17 protein-coding genes are annotated in these 18,068 nt (G+C 70.3%); 14 read left to right on the top strand and 3 right to left on the bottom strand.

Annotated elements, in window-relative coordinates:
* Nucleotides 1–7 precede the first annotated feature (7 nt).
* From ACIA03_RS21045 to ACIA03_RS21035, 3 genes are all read left to right on the top strand, one after another.
* The gene (locus tag ACIA03_RS21045; protein WP_396986086.1) at nucleotides 8–1,192 is read left to right on the top strand and encodes a molybdopterin-dependent oxidoreductase; all 1,185 of its coding nucleotides are present in this window, start codon (nucleotides 8–10) and stop codon (nucleotides 1,190–1,192) included.
* Between the two features lie 275 nt (nucleotides 1,193–1,467).
* Nucleotides 1,468–3,729 (top strand): polyribonucleotide nucleotidyltransferase, encoded by a 2,262-nt coding sequence (locus ACIA03_RS21040; RefSeq protein ID WP_396986084.1) that lies wholly within the window; start codon nucleotides 1,468–1,470, stop codon nucleotides 3,727–3,729.
* A complete protein-coding gene (locus tag ACIA03_RS21035) occupies nucleotides 3,726–5,096 on the top strand; it encodes a M16 family metallopeptidase (protein ID WP_396986082.1) in 1,371 nt (456 codons plus the stop codon). The genes ACIA03_RS21040 and ACIA03_RS21035 overlap by 4 nt, the downstream gene beginning before the upstream one ends.
* A gap of 120 nt (nucleotides 5,097–5,216) precedes the next feature.
* On the opposite strand, the gene ACIA03_RS21030 is transcribed toward ACIA03_RS21035, so the two are convergent.
* Nucleotides 5,217–5,732: a trans-aconitate 2-methyltransferase gene (locus tag ACIA03_RS21030; RefSeq protein WP_045548848.1), complete on the bottom strand. Its 516-nt coding sequence runs from the start codon at nucleotides 5,730–5,732 to the stop codon at nucleotides 5,217–5,219.
* A gap of 131 nt (nucleotides 5,733–5,863) precedes the next feature.
* Between ACIA03_RS21030 and dapB the strand changes: the two genes are divergently transcribed.
* The gene (dapB, locus tag ACIA03_RS21025; RefSeq protein WP_396986079.1) at nucleotides 5,864–6,610 is read left to right on the top strand and encodes a 4-hydroxy-tetrahydrodipicolinate reductase; all 747 of its coding nucleotides are present in this window, start codon (nucleotides 5,864–5,866) and stop codon (nucleotides 6,608–6,610) included.
* Between the two features lie 16 nt (nucleotides 6,611–6,626).
* Here the strand turns inward: dapB and ACIA03_RS21020 are convergent, their stop codons facing one another.
* A complete protein-coding gene (locus ACIA03_RS21020; protein WP_396986077.1) occupies nucleotides 6,627–7,079 on the bottom strand; it encodes a lamin tail domain-containing protein in 453 nt (150 codons plus the stop codon).
* A 76-nt stretch (nucleotides 7,080–7,155) separates the two neighbouring features.
* Nucleotides 7,156–7,740, bottom strand: a complete 585-nt coding sequence (locus tag ACIA03_RS21015) for a DUF3043 domain-containing protein (protein WP_396986075.1) — start codon at nucleotides 7,738–7,740, stop codon at nucleotides 7,156–7,158.
* A 187-nt stretch (nucleotides 7,741–7,927) separates the two neighbouring features.
* Here ACIA03_RS21015 and ACIA03_RS21010 point away from each other — a divergent pair, with 187 nt between their 5' ends.
* From ACIA03_RS21010 to ACIA03_RS20965, 10 genes are all read left to right on the top strand, one after another.
* Nucleotides 7,928–8,710, top strand: coding sequence for a PspA/IM30 family protein (locus ACIA03_RS21010; protein WP_396986073.1), 783 nt, complete (start codon nucleotides 7,928–7,930; stop codon nucleotides 8,708–8,710).
* Nucleotides 8,707–8,985 carry a hypothetical protein gene (locus ACIA03_RS21005; RefSeq protein WP_396986071.1) on the top strand — a complete coding sequence of 93 codons (279 nt, stop codon included), beginning with the start codon at nucleotides 8,707–8,709 and terminating at the stop codon, nucleotides 8,983–8,985. The genes ACIA03_RS21010 and ACIA03_RS21005 overlap by 4 nt, the downstream gene beginning before the upstream one ends.
* Before the next feature lie 14 nt (nucleotides 8,986–8,999).
* Nucleotides 9,000–9,908, top strand: a complete 909-nt coding sequence (gene htpX, locus ACIA03_RS21000) for a zinc metalloprotease HtpX (protein WP_396986069.1) — start codon at nucleotides 9,000–9,002, stop codon at nucleotides 9,906–9,908.
* Nucleotides 9,909–9,918: 10 nt separating this feature from the next.
* Nucleotides 9,919–10,506: a hypothetical protein gene (locus ACIA03_RS20995; RefSeq protein WP_396986067.1), complete on the top strand. Its 588-nt coding sequence runs from the start codon at nucleotides 9,919–9,921 to the stop codon at nucleotides 10,504–10,506.
* Between the two features lie 159 nt (nucleotides 10,507–10,665).
* Nucleotides 10,666–11,934, top strand: a complete 1,269-nt coding sequence (locus ACIA03_RS20990) for an efflux RND transporter periplasmic adaptor subunit (RefSeq protein ID WP_396986065.1) — start codon at nucleotides 10,666–10,668, stop codon at nucleotides 11,932–11,934.
* Nucleotides 11,931–12,641 (top strand): ABC transporter ATP-binding protein, encoded by a 711-nt coding sequence (locus tag ACIA03_RS20985; RefSeq protein ID WP_396986063.1) that lies wholly within the window; start codon nucleotides 11,931–11,933, stop codon nucleotides 12,639–12,641. The genes ACIA03_RS20990 and ACIA03_RS20985 overlap by 4 nt, the downstream gene beginning before the upstream one ends.
* Complete coding sequence (locus ACIA03_RS20980; RefSeq protein WP_396986061.1) at nucleotides 12,638–13,867, top strand: ABC transporter permease; 1,230 nt, start codon at nucleotides 12,638–12,640, stop codon at nucleotides 13,865–13,867. Before ACIA03_RS20985 ends, ACIA03_RS20980 begins: the two co-directional genes overlap by 4 nt.
* Nucleotides 13,868–13,898: 31 nt before the next feature.
* Entirely contained in the window at nucleotides 13,899–15,755 is a 1,857-nt protein-coding gene (locus ACIA03_RS20975) for an efflux RND transporter periplasmic adaptor subunit (protein ID WP_396986059.1), read from the top strand.
* 60 nt (nucleotides 15,756–15,815) lie between these two features.
* Nucleotides 15,816–16,538 carry a response regulator transcription factor gene (locus ACIA03_RS20970; protein WP_396986057.1) on the top strand — a complete coding sequence of 241 codons (723 nt, stop codon included), beginning with the start codon at nucleotides 15,816–15,818 and terminating at the stop codon, nucleotides 16,536–16,538.
* Complete coding sequence (locus ACIA03_RS20965) at nucleotides 16,535–17,947, top strand: sensor histidine kinase (RefSeq protein ID WP_396986055.1); 1,413 nt, start codon at nucleotides 16,535–16,537, stop codon at nucleotides 17,945–17,947. The genes ACIA03_RS20970 and ACIA03_RS20965 overlap by 4 nt, the downstream gene beginning before the upstream one ends.
* Nucleotides 17,948–18,068: the final 121 nt, after the last annotated feature.

Genomic DNA, 18,068 nt, shown 5'->3' with positions numbered 1-18,068 from the left:
TCTGGACATGACGCCCCCAGGTCTCAACCGACGTACCTTCCTCACCACCGCAGCGCTCGGGGCGGCCTCCGTGGGCGCCACCCAGGTCACTGACTCGGTGACGGCCGACGCCGCCGCGGGTGCTCCCGCGATCCTCAAGCCGCTGCCCGCGGAGCGGTTCATCGACTACGGCACCAATGCCGAGACCCGCTGGGACTCGGTCGACCCGCGCCGCTACCTGACCCCGCAGGCCGACCTGTTCGTGCGCAACCACACGGCCACCCCGAGGATCGACGCCGAGACGTACGAGCTGGAGATCTTCGGCGACGGACTGCGCGACCCCGCCGGCGTGAGGCTCACCCTCGACGACCTCAAGGCCTTCCGGCACGTCGAGACGACCTCCGTCCACGAGTGCACCGGCAACGGCCGCAGCTTCTTCATCACCCAGCAGGGCCAGGAGGTCAGCGGCACGAAGTGGACGCTCGGCGCGGTCGGCGCGGTCCGCTGGAAGGGCGTACGCCTCCAGGACGTCCTCACCGCCGTCGGCATCCGTCGGGACGCGGTCTCGGTGCAGGCGACCGGGCTCGATGCCGCCTATGTGGACAAGGGCGTCGACTACGGCCGGGTGCGACGCCCGTTCCCGATCGAGAAGGCCTTCGACGACGCCCTGCTCGTCTGGGGTGCCAACGGCGAGGACCTGCTGCCGGACCACGGCTTCCCGCTGCGGCTGCTGCTCCCGGGATGGATCGGCATCGCGAGCATCAAGTGGCTCGGCTCGCTCGAGGTGTCCACGAGCCTGCTGACCTCGCCGTGGGACACGAAGTGGTACAACGTCGACGGCCCGCTCACGGTCAACCCCGTTCGCTCCGCCCTCGAGCTCGGGTGGAACGCCGAGATCCCGGCGGGGGACCGGATCGTGCTGAGCGGCCGCTCCTGGTCCGGGGCGGCCCCGATCGCGCGCGTCGAGATCAGCGTCGACGGGGGAGAGACCTGGGCGCCGGCGGTCCCGCACGCGCCGGGCCGCCCCACCGGCGGCCACGGGCTCGGCTGGGCGCAGTGGGACCACACCTGGCGTGACCCCGAGCCGGGGACGTACGAGATCCTCGTCCGGGCCACCGACCGGGCCGGCCGCACCCAGCCCGACGTCGCCGCTCACAACCCCGGCGGCTACTTCTTCGACGCCGTCGTACGCCACCCCGTCACCGTCGTCTGAGAGGCGTCCCGGAAGCGGGCACAGGCGCGCGTTCCACGTTTCGGGCAGTCGACGGATAGGCTGGACCGAGAGTGCTACGGCCACCGGCCGGCGTACGAAGAAATGATCATCACCAGGAGCGGCCCGCCCGACCGGCTCGGTCCTCGGTAGTGACTCCCAGATTTCGGCATCTGCCGCGAAGGCTGAGGGTCTCGATCGAAGACCGGCCCTGTGCGCAACGAGCGCACACGCCCGGCGCGGGGACGCTCCGCGATAGAAGACTAAGGACGAATTCCTTGACCGAACCAGTCATCACTGCCGTCGAGACGACCATCGACAACGGCAAGTTCGGCACCCGCACCGTCAAGTTCGAGACCGGGCTGCTCGCCCGGCAGGCCGCGGGCTCCGTGACCGCCTACCTCGACGACGAGACGATGCTGCTGTCTGCGACCACCGCCTCGAAGCAGCCGAAGGACCACTTCGACTTCTTCCCGCTCACCATCGACGTCGAGGAGCGGATGTACGCCGCGGGCAAGATCCCCGGCTCCTTCTTCCGCTCCGAGGGCCGCCCGGGCGAGGACGCGATCCTCACGTGCCGCCTGATCGACCGCCCGCTGCGCCCGACCTTCAAGAAGGGTCTGCGCAACGAGGTCCAGGTCGTCATCACCGTCATGGCGCTCGACCCCGACCAGCCCTACGACGTGCTCGCGATCAACGCCGCGTCGATGTCGACCCAGCTCTCCGGCCTGCCGTTCTCGGGCCCGGTCGGCGGCGTGCGCGTCGCCCTGATCGAGGGCCAGTGGGTCGCCTTCCCGACCCACAGCCAGCTCGAGAACGCCGTCTTCGACATGGTCGTCGCCGGCCGCGTCACCGACACCGGCGACGTCGCCATCATGATGGTCGAGGCCGAGTCCACCGAGAAGACCTGGGACCTGGTCCAGTCCGGTGCCCAGGCGCCGACCGAGCCGATCGTGGCCGGTGGCCTCGACGCCGCCAAGCCGTTCATCAAGCAGCTGGTCGAGGCCCAGGCCGAGCTGGCCAAGCAGGCCGCCAAGCCGGTGCAGGACTACCCGGTCTTCCTGGACTACCAGGACGACGTCTACGAGGCCGTCGAGGCCACCGTCGGCGCCGACGTCACCGACCTCTACAGCGTCAAGGGCTCGCGCGAGCGCGTCCTGACCAAGCTGGAGCGCGAGGAGGAGGGCGACCGGATCAAGCTCGCCCTGCTCGAGAAGATCGGCGCCCAGTTCGAGGGTCGCGAGGGCGAGATCGGTGCGGCGTACAAGGCCATCACCAAGAAGGCCATCCGCACCCAGGTCCTGCGTGACAAGGTCCGCATCGACGGCCGTGGTCTGGCCGACATCCGGCCGCTGCACTCCGAGGTCGGCGTGATCCCGCGGGTCCACGGCTCGGCGCTCTTCGAGCGCGGCGAGACCCAGATCCTGGGTGTCACCACCCTCGACATGCTCAAGATGGAGCAGCAGCTCGACACGCTCTCCCCGGAGAAGCACCGTCGCTACATGCACAAGTACATCTTCCCGCCGTTCTCCACCGGCGAGACCGGCCGGGTCGGCTCGCCCAAGCGCCGCGAGGTCGGCCACGGTGCGCTCGCCCGTCGCGCGCTCCTGCCGGTGCTGCCGAGCCGCGAGGAGTTCCCCTACGCGATCCGCCAGCTCTCCGAGGCGATGGGCTCCAACGGCTCGACCTCGATGGGCTCGGTCTGCGCCTCGACGATGTCGCTGCTCAACGCCGGTGTCCCGCTGAAGGCCCCGGTCGCCGGTATCGCGATGGGTCTGATCTCCGGTGAGATCGACGGCGAGACCAAGTACGTCGCGCTCACCGACATCCTCGGTGCCGAGGACGCCTTCGGCGACATGGACTTCAAGGTCGCCGGCACCGCGGAGTTCGTGACCGCGCTGCAGCTCGACACCAAGCTGGACGGCATCCCGGCCGAGGTCCTCGCTCAGGCCCTCAACCAGGCCAAGGACGCGCGGACGACCATCCTGGACGTCATGCACGAGGCCATCGGCGGCGTCGAGGAGATGGCTCCGACCGCTCCGCGGATCATCACCGTGAAGGTCCCCGTGGACAAGATCGGCGAGGTCATCGGCCCGAAGGGCAAGGTGATCAACCAGATCCAGGAGGACACCGGCGCCCAGATCTCCATCGAGGACGACGGCACGGTGCTCATCGGTGCGACCGACGGCTCTGCCGCCGAGGCCGCCCGAGCGGCGGTCAACGCGATCGCCAACCCGACCATGCCCGAGGTCGGCGAGCGCTACCTCGGCACGGTCGTGAAGACGACCAACTTCGGTGCCTTCGTCGCCCTGCTCCCGGGCAAGGACGGCCTGCTCCACATCACCAAGCTGCGCGCCCTCAACGGCGGCAAGCGCGTGGAGTCGGTCGAGGACGTCGTCGAGGTCGGCCAGAAGATTCAGGTCGAGATCGCTGAGATCGACGACCGCGGCAAGCTCTCGCTCGCCCCGGTGCTCGAGGAGGAGGCTCCCGCCGAGGAGACTCCGGCCGAGACCGCCACCGAGGCCGCAGACGAGGAGTGACCTTGGCGTCACGCAGCATCCGGGGGACCGGTCGACACGCAGGTGTCGGCCGGTCCTCCGGCTATAACCAGGAGCCCGGCACCACCGTCACGCTCGAGCAGACCGAGGTCAACGGCGCGGTGACGTCGCTCGTACGCCGCACCGTCCATCCCTCGGGCCTGCGGATCGTGACCGAGCAGATGGCCGGGGTCCGCTCGGCCGCGATCGGCGTCTTCATCGGCGTCGGGTCCCGGGACGAGACCGCGCGTCAGCACGGCTGCTCGCACTTCCTCGAGCACCTGCTGTTCAAGGGCACCCCGTCGCGTACGGCCTTGGAGATCTCCTCCTCGATGGACCGCGTCGGCGGCGAGTTCAACGCCTACACCGCCAAGGAATACACCTGCTTCCACGCACGGGTGCTCGACGTCGACCTGCCGCTGGCCATCGACGTCGTGGGCGACATGCTGACCTCCTCGCTGATCACGGCCGAGGACGTCGAGGCCGAGCGTGACGTCATCCTCGACGAGATCGCGATGCACGACGACGATCCCGACGACGTGATCCACAACCTCGTCTCCGCGCAGGCGTGGGGCGCCGAGGCACCGCTCGGACGGGGCATCGCCGGGACGGAGTCGTCGATCTCCGCGCTGACCCGCGAGGAGATCAACGACTTCTACCAGGAGCACTACGTCGCGCCCAGGATGGTCGTCTCGGTCGCCGGCAACGTCGACCACGACGACGTCGTGGCGATGGTCGAGAAGGCGTTCTCCGGTGCCGGCTTCCTGCGTTCCTCGGCCGCGCCGGTGCCGCCGCGCGAAGGATCCCCGCTCGAGGTCGTCCCGGGTGAGATCAGTGCCGAGCGGCCGCTGGAGCAGGTCAACGTGATCCTGGCCCGCGAGGGCCTGCAGCGGGGCGACGACCGCCGGTTCGCCTTCGAGGTGGTCAACACCGCCGTCGGCGGCGCCACGTCCTCACGGCTCTTCCAGGAGGTCCGCGAGCGCCGGGGCCTGGCCTACTCGGTCTACTCCTACGCCTACAGCCACGCCGAGACCGGCCTCTTCGGGGTCCAGGTCGGCTGCCTGCCGGCCAAGCTCGACGAGGTCCTCGAGGTCGTACGCTCCGAGCTGGCCGCCGTCGCCCGCGACGGCATCACCGCCGAGGAGCTCGAGCTCGGCAAGGGGCAGCTGCGTGGCGGTCTCGTGCTGGGGCTGGAGGACTCGGCCTCCCGGATGTCCCGCATCGGCCGCGCCGAGCTGGTCCACCGCGAGCTCTACTCGATCGACGAGGTCCTGGCGCGCATCGACGCGGTGACGTTGGAGGACTGTCGCAAGGTGGCCGCCGAGATCCTAACCCGCCCGGAAATCCTGGCCGTGGTAGGCCCCGCCTGACCCCACCCCCGCCGAGACGTCGATTATTGAGCCCGAGGGGTCGATTTCTGACGCCGAATGGACCATTCGGCGTCAAAAATCGACGCTTCGACGTCAGAAAGTGACGTCTCGGCGGGTGGGTCAGCGGCGGCCGATGATGCCGACGGCGGCGGGGACCTTGGAGTCGACGATGGAGACCCGGAAGCCGGCGTCGGCCAACGCCTTGCTCGACTTCTCGATGATCTCGGGGACCTGCTCGCGCTGGGTCGCCTCGTAGAAGAGGTTGACCGTGCCGCCGGGGAGCACGCGCTCATGGAGCAGCGCGATCTCGGCGGATGCGTCACGCACCCAGAACAGGTTGACGTTGAACGCGAAGACCTTCGTCAGCCGCTTGACCGGAACCCGCAGCGTCGCGAGGTCGATCTGGCGGACCGTGAGGCGTCCTGCCTCCAGGTATTTCGCGCAGCGTCGCTTCGTACGATCGACACCCGACTCCGAGCGGTCGATCGCAAACAGCTTTCCGGTCTCCAGCCGGCTACAGATCAGCTCGGCACCAGCCCCCGGACCGCAGCCGACTTCAAGGACATGATCGTTCGGTTGAATGTCCATGAAGTCAACGGCCCAACGGATCCGAGCAGGGATCGTCTGCACCACCATGGGTCCAAGACTGCCAGATCCTCCTACGGTTCCGCTCACAGCCCCTTCGACAAGCTCGGGACAAGGCCTCGCGATTTGTTCACCGGATGGTGGTGGATCGTTGCTGGAGCGTGATCTATAGGGTGGCGCCCATGACTAAGGTGGCGGTTCTCGGTGCACGTGGCAAGCTCGGTTCGGCGGTCTGCGAGGCCGTCGAGTCCGCCGAGGATCTCGAGCTCGTGGCGAGGATCGGTCGCGGCGACGAGCTGTCGGCGATCACCGACGCCGGCGCCGAGGTGGCCGTCGACGTCACCACCCTCGAGGCGGTGATGGGCAACGCCGAGTTCTGCCTGTCCCACGGCGTGCACACGGTGATCGGCACCTCGGGCTTCGGCCCCGACCGTGTCGAGCAGCTCGAGGGCTGGCTGGCGAAGGCGCCGGGGGTCGGCGCGATGGTGGTGCCCAACTTCTCGGTCGGTGCCGTGCTGATGATGCGGTTCGCCGAGCTCGCCGCCGCGCACTTCCCGTCCGTGGAGATCGTCGAGACCCACCACGAGCGGAAGGCCGACGCCCCCTCCGGTACGGCACGCAGGACCGCCGAGCTCGTCGCTGCGGCGCGTCGCGAGGCCGGGGTGGCCCCGGCGCCCGACGCGACGACCTCGGCCCTCGACGGGGCCCGTGGAGCCTCTGTGGAGGGCATTCCGGTCCACTCCCTGCGGATGTCCGGCTCCGTCGCCCACCAAGAGGTCATCCTCGGCGGTGTCGGCGAGCTGCTGACCATCCGTCACGACTCGCTCTCCCACGCCTCCTTCGCCCACGGGGTGCTCGCCGCGATCCGCGGTATCGGCTCGCGGCCCGGCCTCACGATCGGCCTGGAGGACGTCCTCGGGCTGGCCTGAGGCCGGTGGAGTCCGCTCAGCAGGTGATCGTGCCCGAGCCGTCGCCCCAGGCGCAGGTGTCGACGATCGCCAGCGACCTGTTCTTGAGGGTGGCCTTGTCGCCGGTGTTGTTCCAGACGTACGCGGAACGGCCCCAGTAGCGGTTGCGCGAGTCCTTCGTGCCCCTGCCGGTGTGGACGGTGATGCTCGTGCCGCCGGCGAGCCTGGTGGTCGGGAAGACGTAGACGTGACCGGAGCGGTCACGCAGGCGCCAGCCGGTGAGGTCCTTGGTGCGGCTGGTCGTGTTGGTGATGCGTACCCACTCGGCGTTCAGCGACCAGTTGGAGTAGCTGTCGCTGCCGGGGGAGTCGTACTGGACCTTGGAGATGTACACGCGACCGGCCGCCTGAGCGGGCGCGGTGGTGGTCGTGACGAGGGCGAGGGGGGCCAGCAGCGTCAGTGCTGCCGCTGCGATCTGGGGCAATTTCATGCGCCCGGACGCTAGGCCCGGGCGCTGAGCCGTCTACGGGTAACGCCCGACGGGCTACCCAGATCTAGGGAGGGCCTCAGCGGTAGTCGTCGGGGAGCCGGGAGCCGATCTTGACCTGCGGCTTGGGCAGGCGCAGCGGGCGGATCTGGATGGACCGCATGATCGCGTAGTAGGTGGTGCCCTTGAGGTCGTTGTCGGGGAAGCGGCGCTTGAGCTCCTTGCGGAGAAGGAAGCGCAGCGCGACCAGGTTGATGATCACGGTCGCCATCACGACGAGCGTGAAGAGCTGGGAGTACATCGCCAGCTCGAGGCTGATGTAGGGCACCACGAGGGCGATGATCAGCACCGGCAGCACGATCTCGGCGAAGGTGAACCGGGCGTCGATCCAGTCGCGGATGAAACGCTTGACCGGGCCCTTGTCGCGCAGCGGCAGGTAGCGCTCGTCGCCGGTCTTCATCGCCTGGCGCATCTTGTCGCCCTGCTCGGAGCGCTGGGCGCGGTTGGCGGCGTTGATCTCCTTGCGCGTACGCGGCTGCTTGAGGCGCGCCCTGCGAGCCGCCTCCGCCTCCTTGCGTGAAGGGGTCGGACGACCCTTGCCGGTCTCCTTGACCGGGTTCTCGGGCTCGACGACCTGCTGGGCGGGGGACTTGCGACCGAACAACTTAAGTGACCTCTTACCTGTTGGCTGGGACACACACAGGATATCCCGAGCGGCCTTGACAGCGAGTTTTGTGGACCCGGCCTAAGGTGAGAGGCAACACTTGTCCCAGGACGGCGAGAGTCCAGCGGCAAGCGACGACGCGGGGCGGCCGGCGGTCGGCCGCATATGAGAGGCGTAAAGGGAACCGATGAGTGTGATGAAGCGGCTGAGCCTGGTCTTCAAGGCGAAGGCAAACAAGGCGCTCGACAAGGCCGAGGACCCACGGGAGGTGCTCGACTACAGCTACCAGAAGCAGCTTCAGATGCTGCAGCAGGTGCGCCGCGGAGTCGCCGACGTCGCGACCAGCCGCAAGCGCGTCGAGCTGCAGATCAACGGGCTCAAGCAGCAGTCCGACAAGCTCACCGGACAGGCCCAGAAGGCCATCGAGATGAGCCGCGAGGATCTCGCCCGCGAGGCGCTGACCCGCAAGTCTGGCCTGACCAGCCAGATCAACGACCTCAACACCCAGCTGGCGACCCTCCAGGGCGAGGAGGAGAAGCTCACCCTCGCGCAGCAGCGGCTGCAGGCCAAGGTGGAGTCCTTCCGCACCAAGAAGGAGACCATCAAGGCGACCTACACCGCCGCCGAGGCGCAGACCCGGATCAACGAGGCAATCTCCGGCATCGGCGAGGAGATGGGCGACGTCGGCATGGCCATGCAGCGCGCCGAGGACAAGACCCTGGAGATGCAGGCTCGTGCCGGTGCGGTCGACGAGCTGCTCGCCTCGGGTGCTCTCGACGACCTGACCGCCGGTCCGTCCGACGACATCACCCGCCAGCTCGACGCGCTCAGCTCGACCAACGACGTCGAGGCCGAGCTCGCCGCCCTCAAGGGCCTCAGCGCTCCGCAGCAGACCCAGGCGCTGCCCGGTGCCGACGCCAGCGCGCAGGTCATCGACGTGGACGCGACCGAGAAGAAGGCCGAGCAGTGATCGTTCGCATTCTGGGCGAGGGACAGTACGACCTCGACGAGGCCGCCGTGGACAAGCTCAACGAGCTCGACGCCGCGGTCGAGTCCGCCTGCCAGGGCACGGACGAGGCCGTCTTCGACGCCGCCCTGGCCGCGCTGCTCGACGGCGTGCGTTCGCTGGGCACCGCCCACCCGGTCGACGCGATCGACTCCTCCGACCTGATCCTCCCCGGACCCGGCTCCACGCTCGCCGAGGTCTCTGAGATGCTCGGCGACGAGGGCCTCATCCCCGGCTAGAACCCCGCACGACCATGTCACGCTTCCAAGGTGATGCCGGGCTGACCGTCCGGATGACCACGGTGATGTTCCTGCTCGGTGCGCTGTTCGTCGGGCTCGTCGTGGCGCTGATGTTCGTGATGCCCGCCCAGTGGGCGCCGATCATCGGCATCGTCGGGCTCGGCATCGCCTGGTGGCAGTGGTACTCCTCCGACACCCTCGCGATGCGCGCCATGCGCGCGCGAGAGGTGTCGGCCGAGGAGGCACCCGAGCTGCACGCCATGATCGACCGCCTGTGCGCGCTGGCCGACATGCCGAAGCCGCGCGTCGGGATCGCCTACACCGACATGCCCAACGCCTTCGCCACCGGCCGCTCGCCGAAGCGGTCCGTGGTCGTGGTGACCACCGGCATCATGCAGCGGCTGAGCGCCGAGGAGCTCGAGGGCGTGATCGCCCACGAGCTCTCCCACGTCGCCCACCGCGACGTGCTGGTGATGACCGTCGCCTCCTCGGCCGGCATCGTGGCCGGGATGCTGAGCAGGGGCTCCCGATTCGGTGCGTACGCCGGTGTCGGCCGTCGCGCCAACAACAACGGCCTGCCGGTGTGGCTGGTCGTGTTGCTGGTCTCGCTGCTCGTCTACGCGGTGTCGTGGCTGCTGCTGCGGATGCTGTCGCGCTACCGCGAGCTGGCCGCCGACCGGGCCGGCGCGCAGCTGACCATGAAGCCGGGTGCGCTGGCCAGCGCGCTGCAGAAGATCACCGGCGAGATCTCCGCGATCCCGAGCCGCGACCTGCGGTCCTCGCAGGCGATGAACGCGTTCTTCATCGCGCCGGCGATCAGCGGCCAGTCGCTGCGTACGCTCACCTCGACGCACCCCTCGCTGGAGCAACGTCTGGAGCAACTCGCCCGGATCGAGGCGGAGCTCGGCCGTCCGGCGCAGTAGGGTCGGCCGCGTGGGCTTCTGGGACGTCATCACCGGTCGTACGCGACCGAAGCAGGCCAACCTCGACGCACTGTTCGCGGTGCCGACCGCCGCGCTCACCATGCAGACCTCGCTCGGGCTGGTCCCGACCGGCGACGGGGCGGTCTGCTACCGGGCCGCTGCCGGTGCGGGCTTCGCGGGCACGCAGCACGACATCGTCGAGCTGCTCGGTGCCTCCGAGGGTGCGCCGAAGGTGACCACGAGCGTCGACGAGTTCGGCTTCACCTGGCTCAGCGTCGACCACGACCCCCTGGATCCGGCCAACCCCGACATCACCGGCCTCGTCACCGACCTCCACGCGGTCAACACCACGCTGGAGATGAACGGCTTCGGCCCCGGGCTGCTGTGCTCGCTGATCGCCTTCACGGGCGCCGACGGACGCAGTGCCGCCCTGATCTACCTCTACAAGCAGGGCACCTTCTACCCCTTCGTCCCGACCGGCCCGCAGCAGCGCGACAACCTGCTGGAGATCAACATCCGCACCGCGGTCGAGGGCGATCTCCCGGTCGAGAAGGACCTCTCCCGCTGGCTCGCGGTCTGGGGCGCTCCCGGGCTCTGAGAAGCGACATGGAACGGCCGCGGAGCCTCGGGGCCGTCGGCGTCGCGCCGGATTCATAGGCTCCGCACAGCCGGGGCCGACCTCTCGCATAGCCAGGTTCACCACAGTCCTCTCGTCAGACCCTCCGGCGCCGCCGGGGCGTAGGAGAGAGGCAGTGTGGTGCGCAAGAGACTCACGGAGCGGTGGCGGAGGCTGGGGCGTACGGCCCGGATCCTGCTCGCCGCCGGGGTGGCGGCAGCGGTGATCGGTGGCGGAGCGGGTGCCTGGGCGCTGACCAGGGAGGACACCGCGCAGGCGCAGGCGATGCAGGTCCAAGCGACGTCCGGGACGGTGAAGGAGACGGTGTCGGCCAGCGGCACCGTGGAGGCGGCCGAGACCGCCGACCTGTCCTTCGAGGTCTCCGGAACGGTGACGAAGGTCTACGTCGCCGAGGGTGACACCGTGAAGAAGGGCGACGCGCTGGCCCGGGTGGACGACACCACCCTGGTCGCCGGCCGCGCCGCGGCCTCCTCGGCGCTCACCGCCGCTCAGGAGCAGCTCGACACCGACGAGTCCGCGGGGGCCTCCGACGTACAGATCGCTTCCGACGAGGCCGCCGTCGCGGCCGCCGAGGCCGACCTCGACTCCGCCCGCCAGGCCGTGGAGGACGCCGTGCTGCGGGCCACGATCGGCGGCACCGTCACCGCCTTCGACATCGCCGTCGGCGACGTGGTGGGCTCGTCCTCCGGCGGCTCCGACGGCTCGGGGTCGTCGACGGGCGGCACCTCGGGCGGCACGTCGGGAGGCACGAACGGCGACAGCTCCTCGGACTCGACGAGCACGGGCACGGTCTCGATCGTCTCGGCGGGCAGCTACGTCGTCGAGGCGACCGTCAGCGCCGACGACGCGGCGTCCCTGAAGAAGGGCCTGCAAGCCACCGTCACCGTCAACGGCGTCGACGAGCAGGTCTCCGGCACCGTCGCGACGGTCGGCAAGGTCGCCGAGACGAGTTCCTCGGGCGCAGCGGTCTTCCCGGTGACCATCACCGTCACCGGCAAGCCCGACGATCTCTACCCCGGCACCTCGGCCACCGCCGAGATCACCGTGAAGCAGCGCGAGGACGTCCTCACCGTGGCCAGCGCCGCGATCACGACCGAGGGCGACCAGGCGTACGTCCAGAAGGTCGTCGACGGCAAGGCGGTCAAGACGAAGGTGACGATCGGCGAGGTCTACGGCACCACCACCGAGATCACCAAGGGGCTCGCCGAGGGCGACACCGTCGAGATCGAGGGCTTCACCCGCCCCAGCGGCGCGGGCACCGGGAACCAGGACGGCGGCCAGAGGGACGACTTCGGCGGCGTCGGCGGCGAGGGACAGCTGGGGCAGATGCCAGGCGGGGGCCAGTTCCCCGGCGGCGGGGTGCCGGGACAGATGGGAGGCGGTCAGTGAGCCCGAACGCCCCGGTCGTCGCCCTGGACGGCGTGCGGAAGACGTACCGCTCCGGATCGATCGAGTTCGAGGCGCTGCGCGGTGTCGACATGGAGATCGGCGCGGGGGAGTACGTCGCCGTGGTCGGGCCCTCCGGCTCCGGAAAGTCCACCCTGATGAATATCCTCGGCTGCCTCGACGTGCCCAGCGAAGGCACCTACCACCTCGGCGGCGAGGACGTCTCGACGATGTCGGAGGCATCCCTCGCCCACGTACGCAACCGCCGGATCGGCTTCGTCTTCCAGCAGTTCAACCTGCTGCCGAGCCTGCCGGCCTGGCGCAACGTCGAGCTCCCGCTGATGTACGCCGGTGCGCCCAGGTCGCAGCGCCGCGAGCGCGCCGCCCGGGCGCTGGAACGGGTCGGGCTCGGGGACCGGCTCGAGAACCGTCCCGGCGAGCTCTCCGGCGGACAGCAACAGCGGGTCGCGGTGGCCCGCGCGCTGGTCACCGAGCCGGACATCATCCTGGCCGACGAGCCGACCGGAAACCTCGATTCGGCCTCCTCCGCGGCCGTGCTCACGCTGCTCGACGAGCTGCACGCGAGCGGGCGGACCATCGTGCTGATCACCCACGAGCACGAGGTCGCCGCCCGCGCCGGGCGCAACCTGACCATCCGCGACGGCCTGATCACGGCCGACGAGCCGGTGCTCGCCGGGGGTGCCCGATGAGCTGGGCGGAGACTTTGGCCACCGCGTGGGACGCGGTGCGCTCGCACCGGCTGCGGTCGCTGCTGACCATGCTCGGCATCGTCATCGGCATCGCCTCGGTGATCCTCACAGTCGGCCTCGGACAGGGTGCGCAGGACCAGGTCAAGAGCCAGATCAGCGCGCTCGGCAGCAACCTGCTGATCGTCTCGCCGGGCTCGTCGACGGACTCCTCGGGCGTACGCGGCGGCTTCGGCTCGGCCTCCACGCTGACCCTCTCCGACGCCGAGGCGCTCGGAGACGACGAGGCCGCTCCGGACGTCAAGGCGGTCGCCCCGGTGACCACCTCGAACGCGCAGCTCGACACCGCCTCGACCAACTGGACGACCTCGCTGGTCGGTGCCACGACCACGTGGCCCGACGTACGCAAGCGCGAGATCGCGACCGGCCGGTTCTTCACCTCCGAGGAGGTCGCCTCGGGGGCGAGGGTGGTCGTGCTCGGCGCCGACACCGCCGCCGAGCTCTTCACCGGGCCGGCCAGCCCGGTCGGCGAGACGGTCTCGGTCGGTGGCACCGCACTGACGGTGATCGGGGTACTGGAGTCGACCGGAGCGAGCTCCTCGGGCTCGACCGAGGACGACACCGCGGTCGCCCCGATGAGCACGGCCAAGGCGCTCACCGGCGCGACCAGCGGCTCGGTCTCGACGGTCTACGTCGAGGCGGTCTCCGACGACGCCTTGCCGGCGGCCTACCAGGAGATCAACGCGCTGCTGCTCAACCTGCACGGTGTGAGCGCCGACGAGGCCGACTTCTCGATCTCCTCGCAGGACTCGCTGGTCGAGACCGCCAACGCCACGAACAGGACCCTCACGGTGCTGCTCGGCGGCATCGCGGCCATCTCCCTGCTCGTGGGTGGCATCGGCGTCATGAACATCATGCTCGTCTCCGTCACCGAGCGGGTCCGCGAGATCGGCCTGCGCAAGGCGCTCGGGGCGACGCCGTCGGTGATCCGGCGCCAGTTCCTGGCCGAGGCATCGTTGCTCGGCCTGGCCGGGGGCGTGGTCGGCGTCGTCATCGCCGCCATCGGTGCCTGGGGCCTGCCCGGCCTGATCGACCAGCCCGTGTCCCTGTCCCTCCTCGCCACCGCTGCCGCTCTGGTCACCTCCCTGGCGCTCGGCGTCGGCTTCGGGGTCTACCCCGCCGGCCGCGCCGCTCGCCTGACCCCGATCGACGCGCTCCGCAGCGAGTGACACCACCATCTCGACGTACGAAGGAATCTCGATGACCAACACGTCCACGCTCCGCGCGCGGCGACCGCGCACGCTGCCGATCGTGGCTCTCGCCGCGCTCGTCGTGATCGCGGGCGGTGGCTACACCGCGTACGCTGCGACCGCCTCGTCCTCGGCCGGCTACCGTGCCGCCGCGGTCACCACCGGCGACGTGGAGCAGACCCTCTCGCTGACCGGCACGGTCGCGCCCAACGGCCGCGCGGACCTCGCCTTCGCCACCGACGGGACGGTCGAGACCGTCGTCGCCGAGGGCGACACCGTGAAGAAGGGCCAGGTGGTGGCCCGGCTGGACCGTACGTCCCTGAAGAAGTCGCTCACCTCCGCCAAGGCCACGCTGGCCGCCGCCCGTGCGCAGCTGCAGAGCGACAAGGAGGCCCAGGTCTCCGGTGTCGCCTCGACGAGCTCGACAGGCTCCTCCGGTGAGGACGTCCCCGCGGTCTGGACCGGGTCGACGCCGTCGTCGGACGCGCGCACAGCCTCGACGGCCACGACCGCCGACCTGGTCGCCGACGTCAAGAAGCTGCAGAACGCGGTCGTCTCGGCGCAGAAGGCGCTCGACACCGCCGACGCCGAGCTCGGCAGCGCGCAGACGGAGCTCGCCTCGGCCTTGGAGAAGCTGACCGCGCTGGTCGCCGTCGGCGGCACCCTCGACGAGGACGGCGAGCTCGCCGGCGCGTTGAAGGCGGCCCAGGAGTCCTGCGCCGCCGACACCTCCACCTCCACTTCCTGCGACAAGGATCTCGAGACCGCGCTCGGTGCCCAGAGGTCGGCCGGTGGAACCGTCACCGAGGCCACCGCGCTGCTCGGTTCGGCCCAGTCGGCGGTCGCCGCCGCCAAGACGGCCGTGAGCACCGCGAGGACCGACCTGAAGGACTACAGCGAGCAGCTCGACGAGACCCTTGCGGCCGCTGGTACGTCCGGCGGGCAGAACCCTGACCAGCCCAGCGGCGGCCAGAGCCAGCAGGGGCAGCCGTCCGGCGGTGCTCCGGAGTCCGGCGTTGCTCCGGAGTCCGGCGGTGCTCCCGACCCCGGCGGATCCGGCGGCCAGAGCGGCTCGGTCTCCGGCGGCTCCGGTGAGTCGGGTATGTCCGGCGGGTCCGGCGGGTCCGGCGGCGAGAGCGTGACCGCGGCGACCCTGGCCAAGGACCAGGCCGAGATCGATCAGGCCAAAGCAGACGTCGCCCAGGCCAAGGCAGCGCTCGCGGGCGCGGTGCTGAAGGCACCGGCGTCGGGGACCGTCGCCTCGGTCTCGGTCGAGAAGGGCGACAGCGCCTCCGCCGGAACCGACGCGGTGACTCTCATCGCCAAGGGGCTGACCAGCGTCGAGCTCACCGTCAGCGCCACCCAGGTCGAGCAGCTCGAGGTCGGCCAGGTCGCCGAGGTCACCCCGGCCGGTGCCGAGCAGTTCCTTCCTGGCAAGGTCACCCTGGTCGGCCAGGTGCCCGACACCTCCTCGGGGAGCAGCACATTCCCGGTGACGGTCACCCTCGACGAGACCGGTCTCGACCTCCTGGCCGGAAACATGGCCACGGTCGATGTCGTCGTCGGGTCGACCGAGGATGTCCTGACCATCCCGGCCTCGGCACTCGACAGCGGCTCGGTGACGGTCGTGGACGGCGACAGGACCGAGCGCAGGCAGGTCACCACCGGTCTGGTCGGCGCGACCCGGATCGAGGTCACCGACGGCCTCCAGAAGGGTGAGCAGGTCGTCCTGGCCGACCTGTCACAGGAACTGCCCAGCGGTGACACGTCCGGCCAGGGAGGCCCCGGCCGGACGGGCGACGACGTCCAGCGGTTCGTCGGCCCCGGGGGACAGATGCCAGGCATGCCGGGCGGTGGCCAGGGATGACACCGACACGCCACAGCGACCTCACAGGTGCCTCACAGCAAGCGACCGCATGATGGAGCCATGACCGGAGCACAGGACCTGACCCGCGCCGACGGCTCGCCGCTGCGGGTGCTCGTCGTCGACGACGAGGTGAACATCGCCGAGCTGATCGCGATGGCGCTGCGGTTCGAGGGGTGGGAGATCACCATGGCCCACTCCGGCTCCAAGGCCGTCGCCGCCGCGAAGGAGACCGCTCCCGACGCGATCGTGCTCGACTGGATGCTGCCCGACTTCGACGGGCTCGAGGTCCTGCGCCGCGTACGGTCCACCAACCCGGCCGTACCCGTCCTCTTCCTCACCGCCAAGGACGCGGTCGAGGACCGGGTGGCCGGGCTGACCGCGGGCGGTGACGATTACGTGACCAAGCCGTTCTCGCTCGAGGAGCTCGTCGCACGGCTGCGCGGGCTGATGCGGCGGGCCGGCGCGACCCGGGTCGAGGAGCACTCGGTGATCCGGGTCGGGGACCTGACGATGGACGAGGACTCCCGCGAGGTGCACCGCGCGGGGGAGGAGGTCGCCCTCACCGCGACCGAGTTCGAGCTGCTCCGTTTCCTGATGCGCAACCCGCGCCGGGTGCTGTCCAAGGCCCAGATCCTCGACCGGGTCTGGTCCTACGACTTCGGTGGCCAGGCCAACGTCGTCGAGCTCTACATCTCCTACCTGCGCAAGAAGATCGACGCCGGTCGGGACCCGATGATCCACACCATGCGCGGCGCGGGCTATGTGCTGAAGGCCGCTGAGTGAACGTGCGCTTGAAGCGGCTGGTCGCGCCGCTCATCTCACGACTGGTCATCACCGCGGTCTGCTTGGTGCTGGTCGTCTCCGTCCTGATCGCCACGTTCGCCACGCTCGCACTGCGCGAGACCCTGATGGGACGGCTGGACCGGGACGTGACCGACATGGCTCGCAGCGTCAGCGCACCCGGTCCGAGGACCTTCAGCGGCGCGCCCGACTCGGTCATCGCGTTGTTCCCCGAGAACGGCGAGGCTCGCGGCACACTCGGCGACCTCGATCCGGACAAGGTGATGTCGCTCAGCGGCACCGACCTCGACGTGTTCGAGGCCGTGGAGGTCGATGCCCGTCCTCACGACGTCGAGCTTCCCGACCGCGGCACCTACCGGGTGGTCGCCCAGTCGCTCTACGACCCGAATGCCGGCCGGGTCGTCGTCGTCACCGGGCGCTCGACCGACGAGGTCGACAACACGATCGAGAGCCTGACCTACTGGGAGGCCCTGCTGATCCTGCTGGGCGTCGTCGTCGCCGCCGGCGCCGGCTACCTCGTCGTACGCCGCCAGCTCAGCCCCCTGCGCGAGGTCGCGGCCACCGCCCACACGGTGGCCGCGCTGCCGTTGTCCTCCGGCGAGGTCTCGGTGACCGAACGGGTTCCCGAGCGGCTCACCGACGAGGACACCGAGGTCGGTCAGGTCGGCGCGGCACTCAACTCGCTGCTCGACCATGTCGAGACCTCCCTGGCCGAGCGTCACCGCAGCGAGCAGCAGGTACGCCAGTTCGTCGCCGACGCCTCCCACGAGCTGCGCACCCCGCTGACCACGATCCGCGGCTACACCGAGCTGGCCCAGCAGCGTCCCGAGGCCGTCCCGACGGCGCTCGGCAAGGTCGAGGAGGAGTCGCTGCGGATGACCGCGCTGGTCGAGGACCTGCTCCTGCTCGCGCGCCTCGACCAGGGCCGCCCGCTCGCGGGCGACTCCGTCGACCTGACCCGGCTGCTCCTGGAGGCCGTCGACGATGCCCGCGTCGTCGACCCCTCGCACATCTGGCGGCTCGAGCTCCCGGCCGATGCCGACTCCGACGACGCCGAGGTGATCGTGACCGGCGACGCCCAGAGACTCCACCAGGTGATCAGCAACCTGCTCACCAACGAGCGCAGGCACACGCCCGCCGGCACCACGGTCACTGTCCGCGTACGTCCTGACGGGTTCGACGTCCACGACGACGGCCCCGGCTTTCCCCCGGCCCTGGTCCCGCACGCGTTCGAGCGCTTCACCCGTGCCGACGAGGCCCGTCAGCGCGACGGTGGCGCCGGCCTCGGCCTTGCCCTCGTCCACGCCATCGTCACCTCCCACGGCGGCACCGTGAAGCTGACCAGCGTCCCCGGCGACACCACCATCGCCGTACGTCTCCCCGCCCACTGACCCCAGCCGAGGCGTCACCCCCGTGGGGGGGGGGGGGGGGGGGGGGGGGCGGCGGGGGGGGGGGGGGGGGGGGCGGGCGCCGGGGGGGGGGGGGGGGCCGCCCGGGGGGGCGGGGGGGGGG

This window comes from Nocardioides sp. NPDC051685 (assembly GCF_044453405.1).
Lineage (GTDB): Bacteria > Actinomycetota > Actinomycetes > Propionibacteriales > Nocardioidaceae > Nocardioides.
This window is presented reverse-complemented; position numbering and strand designations above follow the sequence as displayed.

What these genes read in the sequence shown, in the direction of transcription:
- ACIA03_RS21045 (WP_396986086.1), top strand. Translation starts at nt 8, where the DNA reads ATGACGCCCCCAGGTCTCAACCGACGTACCTTCCTCACCACCGCAGCG.
- ACIA03_RS21030 (WP_045548848.1), bottom strand. Translation starts at nt 5,732, where the DNA reads ATGGTGGTGCAGACGATCCCTGCTCGGATCCGTTGGGCCGTTGACTTC.
- ACIA03_RS20975 (WP_396986059.1), top strand. Translation starts at nt 13,899, where the DNA reads ATGACCAACACGTCCACGCTCCGCGCGCGGCGACCGCGCACGCTGCCG.
- ACIA03_RS21010 (WP_396986073.1), top strand. Translation starts at nt 7,928, where the DNA reads ATGAGTGTGATGAAGCGGCTGAGCCTGGTCTTCAAGGCGAAGGCAAAC.
- htpX (WP_396986069.1), top strand. Translation starts at nt 9,000, where the DNA reads ATGTCACGCTTCCAAGGTGATGCCGGGCTGACCGTCCGGATGACCACG.
- ACIA03_RS20980 (WP_396986061.1), top strand. Translation starts at nt 12,638, where the DNA reads ATGAGCTGGGCGGAGACTTTGGCCACCGCGTGGGACGCGGTGCGCTCG.
- dapB (WP_396986079.1), top strand. Translation starts at nt 5,864, where the DNA reads ATGACTAAGGTGGCGGTTCTCGGTGCACGTGGCAAGCTCGGTTCGGCG.
- ACIA03_RS21020 (WP_396986077.1), bottom strand. Translation starts at nt 7,079, where the DNA reads ATGAAATTGCCCCAGATCGCAGCGGCAGCACTGACGCTGCTGGCCCCC.
- ACIA03_RS20970 (WP_396986057.1), top strand. Translation starts at nt 15,816, where the DNA reads ATGACCGGAGCACAGGACCTGACCCGCGCCGACGGCTCGCCGCTGCGG.